The 20,788-nt window shown below is 60.8% G+C and carries 18 protein-coding genes; 6 read left to right on the plus strand and 12 right to left on the minus strand.

All coding sequences use genetic code 11. The features are described from left to right. Positions 1–75 precede the first annotated feature (75 nt). From ACM110_RS13370 to ACM110_RS13425, 12 genes are all read right to left on the minus strand, one after another. Positions 76–780 carry a TetR/AcrR family transcriptional regulator gene (locus ACM110_RS13370; protein ID WP_416128143.1) on the minus strand — a complete coding sequence of 235 codons (705 nt, stop codon included), beginning with the start codon at positions 778–780 and terminating at the stop codon, positions 76–78. 110 nt (positions 781–890) lie between these two features. Continuing rightward, on the minus strand, positions 891–2,393 hold the full coding sequence (lysS, locus tag ACM110_RS13375; protein WP_416128122.1) for a lysine--tRNA ligase: 1,503 nt from the start codon (positions 2,391–2,393) through the stop codon (positions 891–893). Positions 2,394–2,507: 114 nt separating this feature from the next. Then, positions 2,508–3,603 (minus strand): peptide chain release factor 2 gene (prfB, locus tag ACM110_RS13380; protein ID WP_338584994.1). Its coding sequence is split into 2 segments (ribosomal slippage): positions 2,508–3,530 and positions 3,532–3,603, totalling 1,095 coding nucleotides; the frame shifts between segments, so codons are not numbered across the junction. 245 nt (positions 3,604–3,848) lie between these two features. Then, positions 3,849–4,850 carry a diguanylate cyclase domain-containing protein gene (locus ACM110_RS13385; RefSeq protein ID WP_416128123.1) on the minus strand — a complete coding sequence of 334 codons (1,002 nt, stop codon included), beginning with the start codon at positions 4,848–4,850 and terminating at the stop codon, positions 3,849–3,851. A 48-nt stretch (positions 4,851–4,898) separates the two neighbouring features. Next, positions 4,899–5,909: a chemotaxis response regulator protein-glutamate methylesterase gene (locus ACM110_RS13390; RefSeq protein ID WP_416128124.1), complete on the minus strand. Its 1,011-nt coding sequence runs from the start codon at positions 5,907–5,909 to the stop codon at positions 4,899–4,901. Next, positions 5,906–8,191, minus strand: a complete 2,286-nt coding sequence (locus tag ACM110_RS13395) for a hybrid sensor histidine kinase/response regulator (protein WP_416128125.1) — start codon at positions 8,189–8,191, stop codon at positions 5,906–5,908. Before ACM110_RS13395 ends, ACM110_RS13390 begins: the two co-directional genes overlap by 4 nt. Then, the gene (locus ACM110_RS13400) at positions 8,188–8,871 is read right to left on the minus strand and encodes a chemotaxis protein CheW (protein WP_338584990.1); all 684 of its coding nucleotides are present in this window, start codon (positions 8,869–8,871) and stop codon (positions 8,188–8,190) included. The genes ACM110_RS13395 and ACM110_RS13400 overlap by 4 nt, the downstream gene beginning before the upstream one ends. Next, positions 8,868–10,139, minus strand: coding sequence for a CheR family methyltransferase (locus ACM110_RS13405; RefSeq protein WP_416128126.1), 1,272 nt, complete (start codon positions 10,137–10,139; stop codon positions 8,868–8,870). The genes ACM110_RS13400 and ACM110_RS13405 overlap by 4 nt, the downstream gene beginning before the upstream one ends. Then, a complete protein-coding gene (locus ACM110_RS13410) occupies positions 10,136–10,672 on the minus strand; it encodes a chemotaxis protein CheW (protein ID WP_416128127.1) in 537 nt (178 codons plus the stop codon). Before ACM110_RS13410 ends, ACM110_RS13405 begins: the two co-directional genes overlap by 4 nt. Further along, complete coding sequence (locus ACM110_RS13415; protein WP_416128128.1) at positions 10,672–12,294, minus strand: methyl-accepting chemotaxis protein; 1,623 nt, start codon at positions 12,292–12,294, stop codon at positions 10,672–10,674. The genes ACM110_RS13410 and ACM110_RS13415 overlap by 1 nt, the downstream gene beginning before the upstream one ends. A 301-nt stretch (positions 12,295–12,595) precedes the next feature. Next, positions 12,596–13,318, minus strand: a complete 723-nt coding sequence (locus ACM110_RS13420; protein ID WP_416128129.1) for a tellurite resistance TerB family protein — start codon at positions 13,316–13,318, stop codon at positions 12,596–12,598. A 118-nt stretch (positions 13,319–13,436) separates the two neighbouring features. Continuing rightward, positions 13,437–13,814: a type 1 fimbrial protein gene (locus ACM110_RS13425; protein WP_416128130.1), complete on the minus strand. Its 378-nt coding sequence runs from the start codon at positions 13,812–13,814 to the stop codon at positions 13,437–13,439. A gap of 182 nt (positions 13,815–13,996) precedes the next feature. On the opposite strand from ACM110_RS13425, the gene ACM110_RS13430 reads away from it, so the two are divergent. The 6 genes from ACM110_RS13430 to ACM110_RS13455 all read left to right on the plus strand — a co-directional run bounded on the left by ACM110_RS13430 (position 13,997) and on the right by ACM110_RS13455 (position 20,708). Further along, complete coding sequence (locus ACM110_RS13430; RefSeq protein WP_338584985.1) at positions 13,997–14,911, plus strand: LysR family transcriptional regulator; 915 nt, start codon at positions 13,997–13,999, stop codon at positions 14,909–14,911. A gap of 146 nt (positions 14,912–15,057) precedes the next feature. Then, positions 15,058–16,515 carry a gamma-aminobutyraldehyde dehydrogenase gene (locus ACM110_RS13435; RefSeq protein WP_416128131.1) on the plus strand — a complete coding sequence of 486 codons (1,458 nt, stop codon included), beginning with the start codon at positions 15,058–15,060 and terminating at the stop codon, positions 16,513–16,515. 83 nt (positions 16,516–16,598) lie between these two features. Beyond that, the gene (ydcS, locus tag ACM110_RS13440) at positions 16,599–17,750 is read left to right on the plus strand and encodes a putative ABC transporter substrate-binding protein YdcS (RefSeq protein ID WP_416128132.1); all 1,152 of its coding nucleotides are present in this window, start codon (positions 16,599–16,601) and stop codon (positions 17,748–17,750) included. 172 nt (positions 17,751–17,922) lie between these two features. Continuing rightward, a complete protein-coding gene (locus ACM110_RS13445) occupies positions 17,923–18,960 on the plus strand; it encodes an ABC transporter ATP-binding protein (RefSeq protein ID WP_416128133.1) in 1,038 nt (345 codons plus the stop codon). A gap of 1 nt (position 18,961) precedes the next feature. Continuing rightward, positions 18,962–19,909, plus strand: a complete 948-nt coding sequence (locus ACM110_RS13450) for an ABC transporter permease (protein WP_416128134.1) — start codon at positions 18,962–18,964, stop codon at positions 19,907–19,909. After that, positions 19,899–20,708, plus strand: a complete 810-nt coding sequence (locus ACM110_RS13455) for an ABC transporter permease (RefSeq protein ID WP_338584981.1) — start codon at positions 19,899–19,901, stop codon at positions 20,706–20,708. Before ACM110_RS13450 ends, ACM110_RS13455 begins: the two co-directional genes overlap by 11 nt. Positions 20,709–20,788 lie beyond the last annotated feature (80 nt).

Raw genomic sequence — 20,788 nt, forward strand, 5'->3', positions numbered from 1 at the left:
ATCTTGCATTGCAGCGGTATCAAGAAGATCAAGATCAAAAGATCGCAGCCTTCGGCAGCGCCTACAGGGATCGCGTTATACCGACGCCAGCACCAAATGCATATAACGCGTAAGTATGCCGAGCATTTCCTCTTCGGCGACCGGCTCGGCGTCGTTGAGCAGGCCCTGATATTCCATCCGTCCGATTATAGCCGTCAACACTTTGGCATCCTGTTGCGGCTCGCGGGAACCCAATACCTGGAAAAGCTGGCAGGAGCCCTGCAACAGAATTTGCTGATGCGAGCGCACCAACCCGGCCAGACGCGGGTTGAGCAGCGCTTCCTGACGGAACGCCTGTTCGGCCATCAAATGCTCACGGCGGGTGATCAGCTGCCGGTGAACATAGTCCGTCATCAGCCGCGCAATGTCGTCCGCCAGTTTCGAACGCGCCTGCGGACTGCCGTCGCCACTGGCGATCATGTCGCGCAGCAAACCTTCATTGTTCACCCACAACTTGGCCATGTAGGCCGCGCTGCGTTCGACGTATTGGGCGAAGGTATCGGTGAGCAGGTCATCGATATCCTTGAAATAGTAAGTGGTCGCCGACAACGGCACTTGCGCCTCGGCAGCCACCGCGCGGTGCCTGACGGCCCGCACGCCATCACGCACGACAATGCGCATGGCGGCATCGAGAATGTCCTGTCGGCGCTGCTCGCTGCCCTGTCGGCTGGCCTTGCGGCCCTGGTACTGAACACTTTCAGCGACCGCAGTGGCGATACCCGCTGCACCTTCTTGCGCCATTGCACCCTTCACGACAGGAATCCTCTCACTTCAAAAGTAACTATTTGATACGTTTGTACCAGACAGGCAATAAAAAGCCGCCTGAAAAGGCGGCTTTTTAATAAAAACACTTACGCTTGCGGCCGCATGTGCGGGAACAGGATCACGTCGCGGATCGACGGTGAGTTGGTCAGCAACATCACCAGACGGTCGATGCCGATGCCTTCACCCGCCGTTGGCGGCATGCCGTACTCCAGCGCGCGAACGAAATCGGCGTCGTAGTGCATGGCTTCGTCGTCGCCGGCGTCCTTGTCGGCCACCTGCGCCATGAAACGCTCGGCCTGGTCTTCCGCGTCGTTCAACTCGGAGTAGGCGTTGGCGATTTCACGACCACCGATGAACAGCTCGAAGCGGTCGGTGACGTTCGGGTTGTCGTCGTTGCGACGGGCCAGCGGCGACACTTCGAACGGGTACTGGGTGATGAAGTGCGGCTGCTCAAGCTTGTGCTCGACCAGCTCTTCGAAAATCATCACTTGCAGCTTGCCCAGGCCTTCGAAGCCCAGCACTTTGGCACCGGCCTTCTTGGCGATGGCGCGAGCCTTGTCGATATCGTTCAGGTCGTCAGCGGTCAACTCAGGGTTGTACTTGAGGATCGAGTCGAACACCGACAGACGCACGAACGGCTCGCCGAAGTGGAACACCTTGTCGCCGTACGGCACGTCGGTGCTGCCCAGAACCAGCTGAGCCAGTTCGCGGAACAGTTCTTCGGTCAGGTCCATGTTGTCTTCGTAGTCGGCGTAAGCCTGGTAGAACTCCAACATGGTGAATTCAGGGTTGTGACGAGTCGAAACGCCTTCGTTACGGAAGTTGCGGTTGATCTCGAATACTTTTTCAAACCCGCCAACAACAAGGCGCTTGAGGTACAGCTCCGGCGCGATACGCAGGAACATGCCCAAGTCCAACGCGTTGTGGTGGGTTTCGAACGGCTTGGCTGCCGCGCCGCCCGGGATGGTTTGCAGCATCGGCGTTTCCACTTCCAGGAAGTCACGCTGCATCAGGAAGCTGCGGATGTGGGCGATGACTTGCGAACGGACGCGGAAGGTCTGGCGCACGTCTTCGTTGACGATCAGGTCAACGTAACGCTGGCGATAGCGCTGTTCGGTGTCGGTCAGGCCGTGGTGCTTGTCCGGCAGCGGGCGCAGGGATTTGGTCAGCAGGCGCACGTTGGTCATTTCGACGTACAGGTCGCCCTTGCCGGAACGGGCCAGGGTGCCTTCGGCGGCAATGATGTCGCCCATGTCCCAGGTTTTCACCGCGGCCAGGGTTTCTTCGGACAGGGTCTTGCGATTGACGTAGACCTGGATGCGACCGGTCATGTCCTGGATCACCATGAACGAGCCACGGTTGAGCATGATGCGACCGGCAACCTTGACCGGGATCGCAGCCTCTGCCAGCTCTTCCTTGGTCTTGTCCGCGTACTGCTTCTGCAACGCATCGCAGTAGTTTTCGCGGCGGAAGTCGTTCGGGAAGGCATTGCCCTTGGCGCGCTCGGCAGCAAGCTTTTCCTTGCGCAGGGCGATCAGGGAGTTTTCTTCCTGTTGCAGGGCTTGCGGGTCGAGTTCTAGGTCGCTCATGTCTTTAAATATTCCATCAGGTTCGTTGCCCCCGAGCCCTGCGGCCCGGGGATCGCCAGCATGGCTGGCTCCTACAGGGATCGAGTTGAATCAACCGATCCTGTATTGCGTCTTTTACAGCCCGGACTTCAGGCTGGCTTCCAGGTACTCGTCGATATCGCCGTCGAGTACCTTGTCGCAGTCGCTGCGTTCGATGTTGGTCCGCAGGTCCTTGATGCGCGAGGCATCGAGTACGTAGGAACGGATCTGGTGACCCCAGCCGATATCGGACTTGGTGTCTTCCAGCGCCTGGGACGCGGCGTTGCGTTTCTGCATTTCCTGCTCGTACAACTTGGCCCGCAGCATTTTCATGGCGGTGTCCTTGTTGGCGTGCTGGGAACGTTCGTTCTGGCAGCTGACCACGGTGTTGGTCGGTACGTGGGTGATACGTACGGCCGAGTCGGTGGTGTTTACGTGCTGACCACCGGCACCGGAGGAACGATAGGTGTCGATCCGCAGGTCTGCCGGGTTGATCTCGATCTCTACCTTGTCATCGATCTCGGGGGAAACGAACACCGCCGAGAAAGAGGTGTGGCGACGGTTGCCGGAGTCGAACGGGCTCTTGCGCACCAGACGGTGCACGCCGATCTCGGTACGCAGCCAGCCAAAGGCGTATTCGCCCTTGATGTGCACTGTGGCGCCCTTGATCCCGGCGACTTCACCGGCCGACAGTTCCATGATGGTCGCGTCGAAACCGCGTTTGTCGGCCCAGCGCAGGTACATGCGCAACAGGATGTTGGCCCAGTCCTGGGCTTCGGTGCCGCCGGAACCGGCCTGGATGTCCAGGTACGCGTTGTTCGGGTCCATTTCATGGCTGAACATGCGACGGAATTCCAGCTTGGCCAGATTTTCCTCGAGACGGGCCAGTTCAGCGACGACATCGCTCACTGCGCCTTCGTCGTTCTCTTCAACAGCCATGTCCAGCAGGTCGCGGCAATCGGCCAGACCGGTGTTCAGCTCGTCGAGGGTATCGACGATCTGCGCCAGCGCAGAGCGCTCGCGGCCCAGCTCCTGGGCGTATTCAGGTTTGTTCCAGACACTCGGATCTTCAAGCTCGCGATTGACTTCAGTCAGACGCTCATGCTTTTGATCGTAGTCAAAGATACCCCCGAATAGTTTCGGAGCGCTCGGACAGGTCCTTGATGGTGTTAAGGATCGGGTTGATTTCCATGGCGGGCAGCACTCGTTGGCGAACTTTTGAAAGCCGGCGAGTATAACGGCAAACAGCTTGAAACGGCAGTCCGCTTGGCTGAAAAGGCGGGTTTGCCGGCGATCTTTGCAACGATGCAGAACCTGTGGGAGCCGGGCTTGCCCGCGATGACGGTGTGTCAGTCGATGAAAGTATCGCTTGTCAGGCACTCATCGCGAGCAAGCTCGGCTCCCACAGGTTCTGCGTCGCCTGGTAGAAATTGCAAATCACCCAATCCCCACTTGATTACGCCCATTGTTCTTCGCCAGATACAGCCCCTTGTCCGCCGCCGAGATCAGTTCGCGGCAATTGCTGCCCGTTTGCGGGGTGATGGTCGACAGGCCGATGCTGATGGTCAGGCTCGCGCCCTCGGCCGGGGAAATGTGCGGGATCTTCAAGGCTTCCACGGTCATGCGCAGTTTTTCCGCCATCAATCGCGCACCGCCCTGGGAGGTGTTGGGCAGGACCAGGGCGAATTCTTCGCCGCCGTAACGGGCCGGCAGGTCGGAAGGCCGGGCACTGGCGTCACGGATTGCCGCTGCGACCTTGCGCAGGGCTTCGTCGCCTTCGAGGTGGCCGAAGGAGTCGTTGTAGGTCTTGAAGTAGTCCACGTCGATCATCAGCAACGACAATTGGCTCTGTTCACGCAGTGCGCGGCGCCATTCCAGCTCCATGTATTCGTCGAAATGCCGACGGTTCGACAGCCCGGTCAGGCCGTCGGAGTTCATCAGCCGTTGCAGCACCAGGTTGGTGTCGAGCAACTGTTGCTGGCTGACACGCAGTGCGCGGTAAGCCGCATCACGCTGCAACAACGTCATGTAGGAGCGCGAGTGATAGCGGATACGCGCGACCAGCTCGATGTTGTCCGGCAGTTTGACCAGATAATCGTTGGCCCCGGCCGCGAACGCTGCGCTCTTGATCAGCGGGTCTTCCTTGGTCGACAGGACGATGATCGGAATGTCCTTGGTCGCCGGATGATTGCGGTATTCGCGCACCAGACTCAGGCCGTCAAGGCCGGGCATGACCAGATCCTGCAGGATCACCGTCGGCTTGATGCGCACCGCATGGGCAATGGCCTGGTGCGGGTCGGCGCAGAAATGGAAGTCGATGTTTTCTTCGTTCGACAACCCGCGCCGCACCGCCTCGCCGATCATCGCCTGATCGTCGACCAACAACACCATGGCGGCATTTTCGTCAGTCTTGAAGTCGTCGAGCTGTAATTCATTCATGTGCTTTCACCTGAATACTGCCTGGGCCAGGATTGCTGCTAAAAGTAGTCATTTTGGAAAAATCTCCAGCAATCGTGGCGCTATCTTGTCCAGCGGGCGTATTTCCATGGCGGCATCGATGGCCGCGGCCGCCTTCGGCATGCCATACACCGCACTGCTGTTTTGGTCTTGTGCGATGGTCAGGTAGCCCTGCCGACGCATGAGTTTAAGTCCCTGCGCACCATCACGCCCCATGCCGGTGAGCAATACACCGACCGCATCGCCATTCCAGTAATTGGCCACGCTTTCGAAAAAAACATCGATCGAGGGCCGATAGATTTCGTTGACCGGTTCGGCGGTGTAAGCCAGCGTGCCGTTTTTCAACAAACGAATATGGTGATTGGTGCCGGCCAGCAGGACGGTGCCGCTTTGCGGCGGCTCGCCTTCTTGCGCAAGGCGTACGTTGAGCCCGCTGGCGCTGCCGAGCCATTCGGCCATGCCGGCGGCAAACACCTGGTCAACGTGCTGGACCAGCACGATGGCCGGCGAAAAGTTGCGAGGCAGCCCTTTGAGCAGGACTTCCAGCGCCGCCGGCCCGCCTGCGGACGAACCAATGGCGATCAGGCTCTGGCGTGAACCGGAACTGCGTGCCGGACTCGGAGCCAATCGCTCGCGGTTGCCCTTGTCGCCGATCAGCCAGCCGATATTCATGATTTTGCGCAACAACGGCGCCGCTGCTTCCTGAGCGTTGCCGGCGCCGAGAGCCGGGGTGTCGACCACGTCCAACGCGCCGTGGCCCATGGCTTCGAACACCCGGTGCACGTTCTGCTGGCGATCGACCGTGACGATGACGATGGCGCACGGCGTTTCGGCCATGATCCGTCGAGTGGCTTCCACACCGTCCATGACCGGCATGATCAGGTCCATGAGGATCAGGTCGGGCGTCTGTTCGGCACACTTTTGCACCGCTTCCTTGCCATTGCCCGCGACCCAGATCACCTGGTGCGCCGGCTCGAAAGCCAAGGCCCGACGCAAGGCTTCCACGGCCATGGGCATGTCGTTGACGATGGCGATTTTCATGCCCGCGCTCCTCCTATGAGCTCAACCACTGCATCGAGCAGGGCATCGTCATGAAAACTGGCTTTGGCTAGATAATAGTCGGCTCCGGCGTCCAGTCCACGACGACGGTCCTCTTCACGATCCTTGTAAGACACCACCATCACCGGCAGCGATTGCAGACGGTTATCCCGGCGCAACAAAGACACCAGCTCGATGCCGTCCATACGCGGCATATCAATGTCGGTAATCAGCAGATCGAAGTCCTCCGAACGCAGGGCGTTCCAGCCGTCCATGCCGTCGACCGCGACGGCCACGTCATAGCCACGATTGAGCAGCAGCTTGCGTTGCAGTTCGCGCACGGTCAGGGAATCGTCGACCACCAGAATCCGCTTGCGGGCCGCTTCAACCGCCTGGTTGCTGTGACGTGCGATACGTTCCAGACGCCCGGTGTTGAGCAGTTTGTCCACCGAGCGCAGCATGTCTTCGACGTCGACGATCAACACCACCGAGCCGTCGTCGAGCAAGGCCCCGGCGGAAATGTCCTGGACCTTGCCCAGACGCTCATCCAGCGGCAACACGACCAGCGTGCGCTCGCCGATGAAGCGCTCGACCGCCACGCCATAAATCGTATCGCGCTCGCGAATCACCACGACTTTCAGGGTCTGCTGACTGCCCTGGCTCGCCGGGCGCTGCAGCAACTGGCTGGCGGCCACCAGCCCAACGTGCCGGCCTTCATGCCAGAAATGCTGCCGGCCCTCGACCTGCACGATGTCCGCCGGTTCCAGATCGCACATGCGTTCGATGTGCGCCAGCGGGAAGGCATAGGCTTCCTCGCCGACTTCCACCACCAGACTGCGTACCACCGACAGGGTCAACGGCACTTCAAGATGGAAGCGGCTGCCCTCGCCCGCCGTCTGCTCCAGCACCACCGCACCGCGCAACTGGCGGACCATGTGCTGCACCGCATCCAGACCGACGCCGCGCCCGGACACTTCGGTGACAGTGTCGCGCAAGCTGAAACCCGGCAGGAACAGGAATGTCAGCAGCTCTTCTTCACTCAACTGCGCGGCGGTTTCGGGCGGGGATAACTGGCGTTCGATGATGCTGCGGCGGACCTTCTCCAGATCCACGCCATTGCCGTCATCACTGAGCTCCAGAACCAGCAACCCGGCCTGATGGGAGGCACGCAGGCGGATCAGGCCTTCCTCCGGTTTGCCGGCCAACAACCGTTGCTCCGGGGTTTCGATGCCGTGATCCACGGCATTGCGCAGCAGGTGCGTCAGGGGCGCTTCGAGCTTCTCCAGCACATCGCGATCGACCTGGGTTTTCTCGCCTTCTATCTCGAGCCGCACCTGCTTGCCGAGGCTTCGACCCAAGTCGCGAACCATGCGTACCTGGCCGGTCAACACATCGGCGAATGGGCGCATGCGACAGGCCAGTGCCGTGTCGTACAACACCTGTGCACGCTGGCTGGCCTGCCAGGCGAACTCATCCAGTTCAGCGTTTTTTTCGACCAGCAACTGCTGGGATTCCGCCAGGAGTCGACGGGCATCTTCCAGGGCTTCCTGGGCTTCAAGGCTCAGGGCATGGTCCTTGAGGTGGACGTTGAGGTTTTCCAGGGCCCGCAGCCCGTTGTTCTGCATGCGCTTGAGGCGCTGCATCGTGGCCAGGTGCGGTTTGAGCCGCAGGGTTTCCACCAGGGATTTGCTCGACAGGTCGAGCAGGCTGTTCAGGCGCTCGGCGGTGACTCGCAGCACGCGCTCGCCGTTTTCGGTGGTGCGCTTGGTTTTTTGCGGTGCGGCAGGCGCGGCTTCGATGATCAGTTGGGGGGCTTCAACCTTCGCCGCCGGTGCTTCGAGTTGCAGCTCGGCCATCACGGGCGCGGCAGAAGCCATGACGGGAATCGGAGCGGCCGCCGGGTCGAGCAAACGCCCCATCAACCCGACATAAGCTTCGATATCCGCAGACCCCGGCGCGTTGCCGGGAGTCGCAATGCGCATCAGCAAATCGGTGCCTTGCAGCAACGCGTCGATGTGCTCGGCACGCAGATACAGCCGCCCTTCCTGAGCGCTGACCAGGCAATCCTCCATGACATGCGCAACGCTGACTCCGGCATCGACACCGACTATCCGCGCCGCACCCTTGAGCGAGTGCGCCGCGCGCATGCACGATTCGAGTTGATCGGCCTGGGTCGGGTCGCGCTCCAGCGCCAGCAGACCTGCGCTCAGCACCTGGGTCTGGGCTTCGGCTTCCAGGCTGAACAGTTCCAGCAAAGAGGCGTCGCGCATTTGCTCGGGGGTCATGTGAGGCTCCGGGTCACGGCGGACAACAGCTGTTCTTCATCCAGCCAACGCAGGCTGCGACCCTTGAATTGCAACACGCCACGGGTGTACTTGGCACTGGCCTGAGTGCCCGATTGCGACGCGGCATCGAGGATGCGTTCGTCGATGGCATGGATGCCGTCCACTTCGTCCACCGGCACCACTACCGGCCCACCGTGGGCGGCGATGATCAACATGCGCGGCATGACACGCGCGCCCGACACCACGTTGCCAGCGGCATCAAGCCCGAGCAATTCCACCAGCGACAGACACGCCACCAAAGCTCCGCGCACATTCGCTACGCCGAGCAAGGCACGGGAACGCTGGTGCGGCAGCGAATGAATGGCTTGCAGCGGCGCCACTTCCACCAGACTGCGGGTGGCCAGGCCGAGCCATTCTTCGCCCAGGCGAAACATCAGCAGCGAGCGGGTTTTCACTTCGCTTTGCAGCGTGCCGGAGACTTGTTCGCGATCTTCCGTTTGCAATGCATAACGGTCCAGCAGGCGCGTCGCGGCAGCCGAATACACCGCGCAATTGCGGCAATGAATGTGTTCGATCAGCAGCGGGCAGGACTTGTCGCCATGGATACCGATACGGTTCCAGCAATCGTCGATGGCCTGGGCATCTTCACGGGTGACGCTAAAGGTGTCGGAGGCGATCATCGTTTACGCTCACTGTCAGCGGCGCGCTCACTGCGGGCGGCGCGGTCCTGCAATCGTCTGGCTCCCGCCGTATCGCCCTGGGATTGCAGCAAGGCGGCCAGGTGCATCAACGCATCGGGATGTTGCGGTTCGAGGTACAACGCCTTGCGGTAAAACCCTTGGGCCTCCAGCACACTGCCGGCGACATCGCTGAGCAACCCGAGCCAGTAAAACACTTGGGCCACCGGTTCGTGGCTGCGCAGGTAACTGTCGCACGCAGCGCGAGCCTCGGCACTTTTGCCTTCATTGGCCAGCGCGGCGATGTTCGCCAGCAGCGTGGCGGCATCGGCGTTGCCCGGTTTCGCAGGTTGCGGGGACCGGGCAACGCTGGCGAACGGGCGCCTGAAGGCCGGCGTCGGCGCGACGTTGCGCACCGGTTGCGGCACCGGCAAGGGTGCAGGAACGAATATCGGCAACGGCTCCGGTTCCGCAGCGCTCTGGCGGCTGAAGGCAAAGGACTGCGGGATGCCGATCGAGCGCATGCCCAATCGCCCCAGCAAGCTGCCCTCGGCCGGACCGATAAACAGCACGCCATCGACATGGGTCAGGCGCTTGAGCACTTCGAACACCTGTTTTTGCGTCGGCAGGTCGAAGTAGATCAACAGATTGCGGCAGAACACGAAATCATAGGGTGGTTCGTTGGCGAGCAAGGCCGGATCGAGCAGATTGCCGACTTGCAGACGCACTTGATCCAGCACCCGTGCACTGAGGTGGTAACCATCATGCTCAGGCGTGAAATAACGGTCGCGATACGCGATGTCCTGCCCGCGAAAAGAGTTCTTGCCGTACAACGCGCGTCGGGCTTTGTCCACCGACAACGGGCTGACGTCCATGCCTTCGACCTTGAACTGATGCGGTTTGAACCCGGCATCGAGCAGCGCCATGGCGATCGAGTACGGCTCTTCGCCGGTGGAGCACGGCAGGCTGAGGATCCGCAGGGCGCGCATGTTGTTGATCTCGGCCAACCGTTTGCTCGCCAGTTTCGCCAGGGTGGCGAAAGATTCCGGGTAACGGAAAAACCAGGTCTCGGGGACGATCACCGCTTCGATCAGCGCCTGCTGTTCGTCGCTTGAACCCTGCAAGGTGCGCCAGTATTCGTCAGCCGACTGCGCCTGGGACGCCGCGCTGCGTTGACGCACCGCACGCTCGATGATTGCCGGGCCGACCGAGGTGACGTCGAGGCCGATGCGTTCCTTGAGGAAGTCGAAAAACCGCTGATCGCTGCTCATGGCCGCTCCTCAAGCAGCGTCAGGTCCAGGGGTGGCGTCGGAAACAACAGAGCACGCACCGGCTCCTCCAACAGATCGGCGACTCTCACCCATTGCAGCAGGCCGTGCGCATCTTCGCGCACCGGCCCCAGGTACGGTGCCTGACGATTGTCCAGCCCATACGGCTGAAAATCCGCCGGGTTGCAACGCAAGGTGTCGGTGGCCTGTTCCAGAATCAGCCCGAGCAGTTGCGCCTGTGCGCTTTCATCCGGTCGGTAATGCACCAACACCAGCCGCGTGCTGGTGCGCGCTTGCGCAGGCGTCCCAAAGGTCAACGCGCTGAGGTCGATCACCGGCACCACCGCGCCGCGATAGGCGAACACTCCGGCAACCCAGTGCGGCGCGTGGGCAATGGGTTTCAATGGCAGACGCGGCAGCACTTCCACCACTTCGATGGCCTGCAAGGCATAGCGCTCGCTGCCGATGCGAAACACCAGGAACAACGCGTGCAACGCCTGCTTCACGGCAGTGCGTTTGGCCGTGAGTTCGCTCATCAGACTTTGAATCGCGAAACGCCACTGCGCAGCCCGACGGCCACCTGGCTCAGTTCGTCGATGGCAAAACTGGCCTGACGCAGGGATTCGACGGTCTGGCTGCTGGCATCACCCAATTGCACCAGCGCGTGGTTGATCTGCTCGGCACCGGTGGCCTGGGCCTGCATGCCTTCGTTGACCATCAACACCCGCGGCGCCAGCGCCTGCACCTGATGGATGATCTGCGACAGTTGCTCGCCCACCTGCTGCACTTCGGACATACCGCGACGCACTTCTTCGGAGAACTTGTCCATGCCCATCACACCGGCCGACACCGCCGATTGAATCTCGCGCACCATCTGCTCGATGTCGTAAGTGGCGACTGCCGTCTGATCTGCAAGGCGCCGCACTTCGGTGGCGACCACGGCGAAACCTCGACCGTATTCACCGGCCTTCTCGGCCTCGATGGCCGCGTTGAGCGACAACAGGTTGGTCTGGTCAGCGACTTTGACGATGGTCACCACCACTTGGTTGATGTTGCCGGCCTTCTCGTTGAGGATCGCCAGTTTGGCGTTGACCAGATCAGCCGCGCCCATCACCGAATGCATGGTTTCTTCCATGCGCGCCAAACCCTGCTGACCGGAGCCGGCGGCCACCGAGGCCTGATCGGCAGCGGTGGACACTTCGGTCATGGTGCGCACCAGATCACGGGACGTCGCGGCGATTTCACGGGAGGTCGCGCCGATTTCTGTGGTGGTGGCGGCGGTTTCAGTGGCGGTGGCCTGCTGTTGCTTCGAAGTGGCGGCGATTTCGGTGACCGACGTGGTGACCTGCACCGACGAGCGCTGCGCCTGGGACACCAGCGAGGTCAGCTCGGTCATCATGTCGTTGAAGCCGGTTTCCACGGCGCCGAATTCGTCCTTGCGTTCCAGATTCAAACGGCTGCTGAGGTCGCCGGTGCGCATGATTTCGAGGATTCTCACGATGCGGTTCATCGGCGCCATGATGGCGCGCATCAGCAGCAAGCCACAGAGGGCGGCGGCCAGCACTGCCACCAGCAGGGAAATGCCCATGATGACTTTTGCCGTGACCACTGCATCGTCAATGGCCGCGATGTCCGCGTCCGCCACCGATTTGTTGTGACGCAGGATGTCATTGACCTTCATTCGGCCCGCTGTCCAGGCCGGTGTCAGTTCACCGTTGAACAGGCTGATGGCTTCAGCGTTTTGATTGCGTTTATGCAACTCGATCACCGCGGCCAGAATTCGGTGGTAGTCCTCGTGGATTTTTTCGAATGCGGCGTACTCGACCTTGTCCTCTTCGTCCGCAATCGTCCCACGGTAGAGGTCCATCTGTTCTTTCAGCCGCACGGCGTAAGCCCTGAAGTTTTCGGCATCCTCGGCTTTGAAGCCCTGCCCTTCCTCCAGACCAAGCATGGCCTGAATGCGCAGATAGCTGTCGGACCACGCGCCACGAATCATCGAGCTGTAATACAACCCTGGCAGAGCATCCTCACGCACGCTGGCTTCGCTGCTTTCGATCTTCAACAGCCGGGAATACGAGACGACCACCATCAACAACATGATGGCGATAATTACCGCAAAGCTCGCCAAAATGCGTTGGCGCAACGTCCAGTTCTTCACAGTCAGTCCTCGGGGGCATTTCGAAATGCGGGGAGTATAGCCGAGGGCGCTGTTTCATTTATAAGACGGTTGCGCACCACTTCTCATCCCGCCGAAAAAGACCGGGATGGGCTCTGGGTTGGGACTTTCCGTTAATTGAAGGGATGGGTGTTAGGGGTGATTCGGTAGAAAGGGGCCGTGGAATGGTCATTGAAAAATTGAGTACTGCTTGAAAGATCAAAAGATCGCAGCCTGCGGCAGCTCCTACAAGTGGAAAACGATCCAATGTAGGAGCTGCCGCAGGCTGCGATCTTTTCAGGGTCTACATAGAGGCCTGTCGCACCTGCTTCTCCAATTCCGCCTTCAACCCCGGCTCCAGTTTGAGCTGGCGGGCCAGTTCATCGAGGTAGGATTTCTCCATGAAGCTCTCTTCATCGACCAGCATCACACTGGCGATGTACATCTCGGCGGCCATTTCCGGGGTGCTCGCGGCGCGGGCGACGTCGCTGGGGTCCAGCGGTTTGTTGAGTTCGGCGTGCAGCCAGTGTTGCAGTTCCTGATCGTTGTCGAGCTTGGTGAATTCGCCCTCGATCAGTTCGCGCTCGCGCTCGTCGATGTGCCCGTCAGCCTTGGCTGCCGCCACCAGCGCCTTGAGAATCGCCTGGCTGTGCTGCTCGACTTGCGCCGCCGGCAAGCGGTCGAGGGTTTGTGGTTCGGTCTTCGGCGCGCTGCCCTGCTGCGCCTGCCAGTTGCCATAAGCTTTATAGGCAATCACGCCCAAAGCGGCCAGGCCACCATAGACCGCGACCTTGCCGCCAACCTTGCGTGCCTTCTTGCTGCCCAGAAGCAGACCCATCGCACCCGCCGCCAAGGCACCACCGCCCGCCCCGGAAAGCAGGCTGCCCAGACCGCCCGAGCCGCCACTGCCACCCAACAAACCGCCGAGCCCGCCGGCAGCGGATTTGTTCTGCGTCCCGCTGGCCTTGTTCTGCAACATGTCCTGGCCCGATTTGAGCAACTGATCGAGCAATCCACGGGTGTTCATTTTTCCGCCTCCACAAAAGGGTTCAACCGGACACTAAGGCCATCAGCCTAGATCGAAAGTGCCCGTGGATCCCCGGCGGGAGTGCTTCCAGATGTTGCAGTTCGGAAGATATCAGCCGTCAGGGATAAGTCAGCGTCACCCGGTAATCCCCCGAGCGAACCGGCTTGTCGTCAGCGTCCAGTAGCGCGTATTGCCGGGTGAACATCCCTCGGTCCTCATTGCTTTCAACCAACAATTTGACTTTGAGGGCTGTCGGTTCGAGCGAACTGACCGAGCCCACCCGCTCCACGCTAAGCGCACTGACGCCAACGCTACGCGCCGCAGCCGGGCAAGCGTTTAATGCAAGACCTTTGGCCGCTTCTGACACCACGCAGGGTGCTTCTACGATGGCTCCCTGAAAATGGATGAGCCTTTGCACCGCAGGCTCAGACGCAAAACAGTTTCCGCCCAGGCTCAACAATATCCCCAACCCTATCGACATCTTCCTGACGTTCATTTCGACACCTCCATTGAAAAGGCTCATGCCTGATAAAGAGTGTCGGCGAAAAATCGAAATGGGTTAGATCCCCGCGAGATTATTTGCAGAGTCACAGCCTTGAGCCTGGGTAGAGCTGCCCTTCAGAAAAAAAGATATACACTCGAACAAATCTATAAAAACCGCCCACTGGGTATGCCTCCATGATGACCTTGCGTCAGATCCGTCATTTCATCGCCGTGGCCGAGACCGGCTCGATTTCCGCCGCCGCGCAAACCGCGTTCATTTCCCAATCAACCCTGACCCTGGCGATCCAGCAACTGGAAGAAGAGATCGGCGTCAGCCTGTTCAACCGCCACGCCAAGGGCATGACCCTGACCCACCAGGGTCATCAGTTCCTGCGCCAGGCGCACTTGATTCTGGCCACCGTGGACAACGCCAAACGCAGCCTGCAACAAAGCACCGATCAGGTCGCCGGGCAATTGATCATCGGGGTGACCAGCCTGGTAGCCGGTTATTACCTGGCGGATTTGCTCACCCGCTTTCAGCGCGCTTATCCCAACGTCGAAATCCGCGTGATGGAAGATGAACGCCCGTACATCGAGCATTTGCTGGTCAGCGGCGAGATCGATGTCGGTGTGCTGATCCTTTCCAACCTCGAAGACCGTCATGCCTTGCAGACCGAAGTGCTGACCCATTCACCCCACCGGCTCTGGCTGCCGGCCCAGCATCCGTTGCTGGAGCACGACAGCATCAACCTCGCCGATGTGGCCCGCGAGCCGTTGATTCAGCTGAACGTCGATGAAATGGACCGCAACGCCCAGCGCATGTGGACGGCGGCCTCGCTGCAACCGCGCATCACCTTGCGCACCGCCTCGACCGAAGCCGTGCGAAGCCTGGTTGCTGCCGGATTGGGCGTGTCGATCCAGCCGGACATGACCTACCGCCCGTGGTCACTGGAGGGCGACATCATCGAAGCACGGCCGATTGCCGACCTTAGCCAGACCCTCGATGTCGGCCTGGCCTGGCGTCGTGGCACGGCGCGCCCGGCATTGGTCGACCCGTTTCTCACCGTCGCGCGGGAACAACCCCACGGCGGACGCAAGCCATCTATTTAATCGAACGCCACCTTCAGTATTTAGAATTTGTCGACCTCGGGTCCGCGCACTAGTCTTGCTGCATCTATATAAGACGGCCGGCCCCCAGTCACAGGGAGTGCTCCATGGCCACACAAGCAGCCACACAAGAAAAGAGAACCCGAAAAATGGCTGGCGCGCAGACCCCGTTGTTCACCGCTTTGTTGATCGATGGTGAATTAGTCGCAGGGCAAGGCTGTGTCGAGCCGATTCTCAACCCGGCCACTGGCGAAGTCCTGACGCAGATCGCCGAAGCCAGCACCGAACAAGTCGAAGCCGCCATCCTCGCCGCCCACCGCGCTTTCGCCGGTTGGTCGCGGACCACGCCGCAGCAGCGCTCGAACCTGCTGCTGGACATCGCCAATGCCATCGAAAAAAACGCCGACCTGCTCGCCCGCCTCGAATCCCTGAACTGCGGCAAGCCGTTGCACCTGGCCCGTCAGGACGACCTGAGCGCCACGGTCGACGTGTTCCGCTTCTTCGCCGGGGCCGTGCGCTGCCAGACCGGCCAGCTCAGCGGCGAATACCTGCCGGGCTACACCAGCATGGTGCGGCGCGATCCTATCGGGGTCGTGGCGTCGATTGCGCCGTGGAACTACCCGATCATGATGGCCGCGTGGAAAATCGCCCCGGCGCTGGCCGCCGGCAACACGCTGGTATTCAAGCCATCGGAACACACGCCGCTGTCGATCCTGGCTCTGGCCCCGGCGCTAGCCGAAATCCTGCCACGCGGCGTCATCAACATTGTCTGCGGTGGCGGTGAAGGCGTCGGCAGCCATTTGGTCAGTCATCCTAAAGTGCGCATGGTGTCGCTGACCGGCGATATCGTCACCGGCCAGAAAATCCTTCAAGCCGCGGCCAAAACCCTCAAGCGCACCCACCTCGAACTCGGCGGCAAAGCCCCGGTGATCGTCTGCAACGATGCCGACATTCAGGCTGTCGTCGAAGGCGTGCGCACTTATGGCTATTACAACGCCGGGCAGGATTGCACCGCCGCGTGCCGGGTGTATGCACAGGCCGGGATTCACGACCGTTTGGTGGCCGAACTCGGTGCGGCCGTCAGCAGCCTGCGCTTCGCCGGCAAGCGCGATGCCGACAACGAGATCGGCCCGCTGATCAGCACTCGCCAGCGCGACCGCGTGGCCAGTTTCGTCGAGCGCGCGCTTGGCCAGCCGCACATCGAGCGGGTGACGGGTGCCGCGGTGCATTCCGGTGCCGGCTTCTACTACCAGCCGACGTTGCTGGCCGGCTGCAAACAAAGCGATGAAATCGTCCAGCGCGAAGTGTTCGGGCCGGTGGTCACCGTGACCCGTTTCGATCAACTGGAACAAGCGGTGGACTGGGCCAACGATTCGGAATACGGCCTGGCCTCGTCGGTCTGGACCCAGAACCTGGACAAGGCGATGCAGGTCGCCGCGCGTTTGCAATACGGCTGCACCTGGATCAACAGCCATTTCATGCTGGTCAGCGAAATGCCCCATGGCGGATTGAAGCGCTCAGGTTACGGCAAAGACCTCTCCAGCGATTCGCTCCAGGACTACAGCGTGGTGCGGCACATCATGGCGCGCCACGGACAACATCTCTGACTACGCTAATAACAAGCCGCTAACGGCATGCTTCACCACGTTCACAACTGCCCCGACCATAATTTAAAGAAGAGGGAATTCCCATGTTCGTGCACAAGACCGCACTGCTCAGTGCAATCACCACCGCGCTGCTGGCCAGTGCCAGTGTCCAGGCCGCCGAGCCGCTGAAGGCTGTCGGCGCCGGCGAAGGTCAGCTGGATATCGTGGCGTGGCCCGGCTATATCGAACGTGGCGAAAGCGACAAGGCCTACGACTGGGTGACCGGTTTCGAGAAAGAAACCGGCTGCAAGGTCAACGTGAAAACCGCTGCCACCTCCGACGAGATGGTCAGCCTGATGGCCAAGGGCGGCTATGACCTGGTGACCGCGTCCGGCGACGCCTCGCTGCGGCTGATCGTCGGCAAGCGTGTGCAACCGATCAACACGGCGCTGATTCCGAACTGGAAAAACCTCGACCCGCGCCTGAAAGATGCGCCGTGGTACGTGGTCAACAAACAGACCTACGGCACTCCGTATCAGTGGGGCCCGAACGTGTTGATGTACAACACCAACGTGTTCAAGACCGCTCCCGACAGTTGGGGCGTGTTGTTCAATGCCGAGAACCTGCCGGACGGCAAGCCGAACAAGGGGCGCGTGCAGGCCTATGACGGCCCGATCTACATCGCCGACGCGGCGCTGTACCTGAAAACCGCCAAGCCGGAACTGGGTATCCAGAACCCCTATGAACTGACCGAATCGCAGTACAAGGCTGTGCTTGATCTGCTGCGCGCCCAGCAGCCGTTGATCCACCGCTACTGGCACGACACCACCGTGCAAATGAGTGACTTCAAGAACGAAGGCGTGGTCGCGTCCGGCGCTTGGCCGTATCAGGTCAACGGCCTGATAAACGAGAAGCAGCCGATCGCTTCGACCATCCCGAAAGAAGGCGCCACCGGGTGGGCCGACACCACCATGCTGCATGCCGAAGCCAAGCACCCGAACTGCGCCTACAAGTGGATGGACTGGTCGCTGCAACCGAAAGTCCAGGGTGACGTAGCCGCGTGGTTCGGCTCGTTGCCAGCCGTGCCGGCGGCGTGCAAGGAGAGCGAACTGCTCGGCGCCGAGGGCTGCAAGACCAACGGTTTCGACCAGTTCGACAAGATCGCCTTCTGGAAAACCCCGCAGGCTGAAGGCGGCAAGTTCGTGCCGTACAGCCGCTGGACCCAGGATTACATCGCGATCATGGGCGGCAGATAACCCCTCATAAGATCAAAAGATCGCAGCCTTCGGCAGCTCCTACAGGTGCACGCCGATCCCCTGTAGGAGCTGCCGCAGGCTGCGATCTTTTAACAGACGATTCAGTTTCAGATTTTTCAGAAGTCCAGGCAGGGCCGCTGCGACGGCCTTCGCCTTTTTGGAGCACCGCACCATGACGCTTGCAGTCCAGTTCACCAACGTTTCCCGTCAGTTCGGCGAAGTGAAAGCCGTTGACCGGGTTTCCATCGACATCCAGGACGGCGAGTTTTTCTCCATGCTCGGGCCTTCGGGTTCGGGCAAAACCACCTGTTTGCGCCTGATCGCCGGTTTTGAACAACCGAGCGCAGGCTCCATCCGCATTCATGGCGAAGAGGCCGCCGGCCTTCCGCCGTATCAGCGTGACGTGAACACCGTGTTCCAGGATTACGCGCTGTTCCCGCACATGAACGTTCGCGACAACGTCGCCTATGGTTTGAAGGTCAAAGGCGTCGGCAAGGCCGAACGCCTCAAGCGCGCCGCAGAAGCCCTCGACATGGTCGCCCTCGGCGGCTACGGCGAGCGCAAACCGGTGCAACTTTCCGGTGGTCAGCGCCAGCGTGTGGCCCTGGCCCGTGCGTTGGTCAATCGCCCGCGCGTGCTGTTGCTCGACGAACCGCTTGGGGCGCTGGACTTGAAACTGCGCGAGCAAATGCAAGGCGAGCTGAAAAAACTGCAACGCCAACTCGGCATCACCTTCATTTTTGTCACCCACGACCAGACCGAAGCATTGTCGATGTCCGACCGCGTCGCCGTGTTCAACAAGGGCCGCATCGAACAGGTCGACACCCCGCGCAACCTGTACATGAAACCGGCAACCACCTTCGTCGCTGAGTTTGTCGGTACTTCCAATGTGATTCGCGGTGATCTGGCCAAGCAGTTGAGCGGCAATCCGCAGCCGTTTTCCATTCGCCCGGAACACGTGCGTTTCGCCGAAGGGCCGCTGGCCAGCCACGAGATCGAAGTCAGCGGCTTGCTGCACGACATCCAGTATCAAGGCAGCGCCACCCGCTACGAACTGAAGCTGGAAAACGGCCAGACCCTGAACATCAGCCAGGCCAACAATCAGTGGATCGACAGCAGCGCGCAACACCAGACCGGGCAGCGCCTCAGCGCACGCTGGGCGCGGGAAGCGATGGTCCAGTTGCACGACACCGTTGCCGGCGGGGTGTGAAATGAGCACCTTGGCCATTTCTCCAACCTCATCGGGCGCCTCGCCGTTGCGCAGGTTTTCCAACCTGTTGTATCGCCGGCCGAACCTGTACCTGTCGATGCTGCTGGTGCCGCCGCTGCTGTGGTTCGGCGCGATTTACCTGGGCTCGCTGTTGACCTTGTTGTGGCAAGGTTTCTACACCTTCGACGACTTCACCATGGCGGTCACGCCGGACCTGACCCTGGCGAACTTCGCCGCGCTGTTCCAGCCTTCGAACTTCGACATCATCCTGCGCACGCTGAGCATGGCCATCGTTGTGTCGATCGCCAGCGCCATCGTCGCGTTCCCGATTGCCTACTACATGGCGCGCTACACCACCGGTAAAACCAAGGCGTTTTTCTACATCGCGGTGATGATGCCGATGTGGGCCAGTTACATTGTCAAGGCCTATGCCTGGACGTTGCTGTTGGCCAAGGGCGGCGTGGCACAGTGGTTCGTCCAGCACTTGGGGCTCGAGCCGGTTTTGCAGTTTGTGCTGGGCATTCCGGGTGTCGGTGGTAGCACCTTGTCGACCTCGCATCTGGGGCGTTTCATGGTGTTCGTCTACATCTGGCTGCCGTTCATGATCCTGCCGATCCAGGCCTCGCTGGAACGCCTGCCGCCGTCGCTGCTGCATGCCTCCGCCGACCTCGGCGCCAAGCCGCGCCAGACCTTCATGCAAGTGATTCTGCCGCTGTCGATTCCGGGGATTGCCGCAGGATCGATCTTCACCTTTTCGCTGACCCTAGGCGACTTCATCGTGCCGCAACTCGTCGGCCCACCGGGCTACTTCGTCGGCAGCATGGTCTACGCCCAGCAAGGCGCGATCGGCAACATGCCGATGGCCGCCGCGTTCACGCTGGTGCCGATCGTGCTGATCGCCATCTACCTGACCATCGTTAAACGACTGGGGGCCTTCGATGCACTCTGAGAAAGCCTCAATAGGCCTGAAAATCGCAGCTTGGGGCGGGTTGGTCTTCCTGCACTTCCCGATCCTGATCATCTTCCTCTACGCCTTCAACACCGAAGACGCGGCGTTCAGCTTTCCGCCCAAGGGTTTCACCCTGAAGTGGATCGGCGTGGCGTTCTCGCGGCCGGACGTGCTCGAAGCCATCAAGTTGTCGTTGCAGATCGCCTCGATTGCCACGCTGATCGCCATGGTCCTTGGCACGCTGGCCTCGGCGGCGTTGTATCGCCGCGACTTCTTCGGCAAGCAAGGCATCTCGCTGATGTTGATCCTGCCCATCGCGCTGCCGGGGATCATCACCGGGATCGCGCTGCTGGCGACCTTCAAGACTCTGGGCATTGAACCGGGGATGTTCACCATCATCGTCGGCCACGCGACCTTCTGTGTGGTGATCGTCTACAACAACGTCATCGCCCGTTTGCGCCGTACCTCGCACAGTTTGATCGAGGCCTCGATGGACCTCGGCGCCGACGGCTGGCAGACGTTCCGCTACATCATCCTGCCGAATCTCGGTTCGGCGTTGCTGGCCGGTGGCATGTTGGCGTTCGCGCTGTCGTTCGACGAAATCATCGTCACCACCTTCACCGCCGGCCATGAACGCACCCTGCCGCTGTGGCTGCTCAACCAGCTCAGCCGCCCTCGTGATGTGCCGGTGACCAACGTCGTGGCGATGCTGGTGATGATGGTGACCATGCTGCCGATTCTTGGCGCTTATTACCTGACCCGTGGCGGCGAAAGCGTTGCGGGCAGCGGCGGGAAATAACCGACACCTCATTATCCCTGTAGGAGCTGCCGCAGGCTGCGATCTTTTGATTTTGTTTTTTTGAAGATAAAGATCAAAAG

The organism is Pseudomonas sp. NFX98 (assembly GCF_047784845.1).
Taxonomy (GTDB): Bacteria; Pseudomonadota; Gammaproteobacteria; order Pseudomonadales; family Pseudomonadaceae; genus Aquipseudomonas.

Coding starts and splice junctions, on each gene's coding strand:
- ACM110_RS13370 (WP_416128143.1), bottom strand. CDS start 780: ATGGCGCAAGAAGGTGCAGCGGGTATCGCCACTGCGGTCGCTGAAAGT.
- lysS (WP_416128122.1), bottom strand. CDS start 2,393: ATGAGCGACCTAGAACTCGACCCGCAAGCCCTGCAACAGGAAGAAAAC.
- ACM110_RS13385 (WP_416128123.1), bottom strand. CDS start 4,850: ATGAATGAATTACAGCTCGACGACTTCAAGACTGACGAAAATGCCGCC.
- ACM110_RS13390 (WP_416128124.1), bottom strand. CDS start 5,909: ATGAAAATCGCCATCGTCAACGACATGCCCATGGCCGTGGAAGCCTTG.
- ACM110_RS13395 (WP_416128125.1), bottom strand. CDS start 8,191: ATGACCCCCGAGCAAATGCGCGACGCCTCTTTGCTGGAACTGTTCAGC.
- ACM110_RS13400 (WP_338584990.1), bottom strand. CDS start 8,871: ATGATCGCCTCCGACACCTTTAGCGTCACCCGTGAAGATGCCCAGGCC.
- ACM110_RS13405 (WP_416128126.1), bottom strand. CDS start 10,139: ATGAGCAGCGATCAGCGGTTTTTCGACTTCCTCAAGGAACGCATCGGC.
- ACM110_RS13410 (WP_416128127.1), bottom strand. CDS start 10,672: ATGAGCGAACTCACGGCCAAACGCACTGCCGTGAAGCAGGCGTTGCAC.
- ACM110_RS13420 (WP_416128129.1), bottom strand. CDS start 13,318: ATGAACACCCGTGGATTGCTCGATCAGTTGCTCAAATCGGGCCAGGAC.
- ACM110_RS13425 (WP_416128130.1), bottom strand. CDS start 13,814: ATGAACGTCAGGAAGATGTCGATAGGGTTGGGGATATTGTTGAGCCTG.
- ACM110_RS13430 (WP_338584985.1), top strand. CDS start 13,997: ATGATGACCTTGCGTCAGATCCGTCATTTCATCGCCGTGGCCGAGACC.
- ACM110_RS13435 (WP_416128131.1), top strand. CDS start 15,058: ATGGCTGGCGCGCAGACCCCGTTGTTCACCGCTTTGTTGATCGATGGT.
- ydcS (WP_416128132.1), top strand. CDS start 16,599: ATGTTCGTGCACAAGACCGCACTGCTCAGTGCAATCACCACCGCGCTG.
- ACM110_RS13445 (WP_416128133.1), top strand. CDS start 17,923: ATGACGCTTGCAGTCCAGTTCACCAACGTTTCCCGTCAGTTCGGCGAA.
- ACM110_RS13450 (WP_416128134.1), top strand. CDS start 18,962: ATGAGCACCTTGGCCATTTCTCCAACCTCATCGGGCGCCTCGCCGTTG.
- ACM110_RS13455 (WP_338584981.1), top strand. CDS start 19,899: ATGCACTCTGAGAAAGCCTCAATAGGCCTGAAAATCGCAGCTTGGGGC.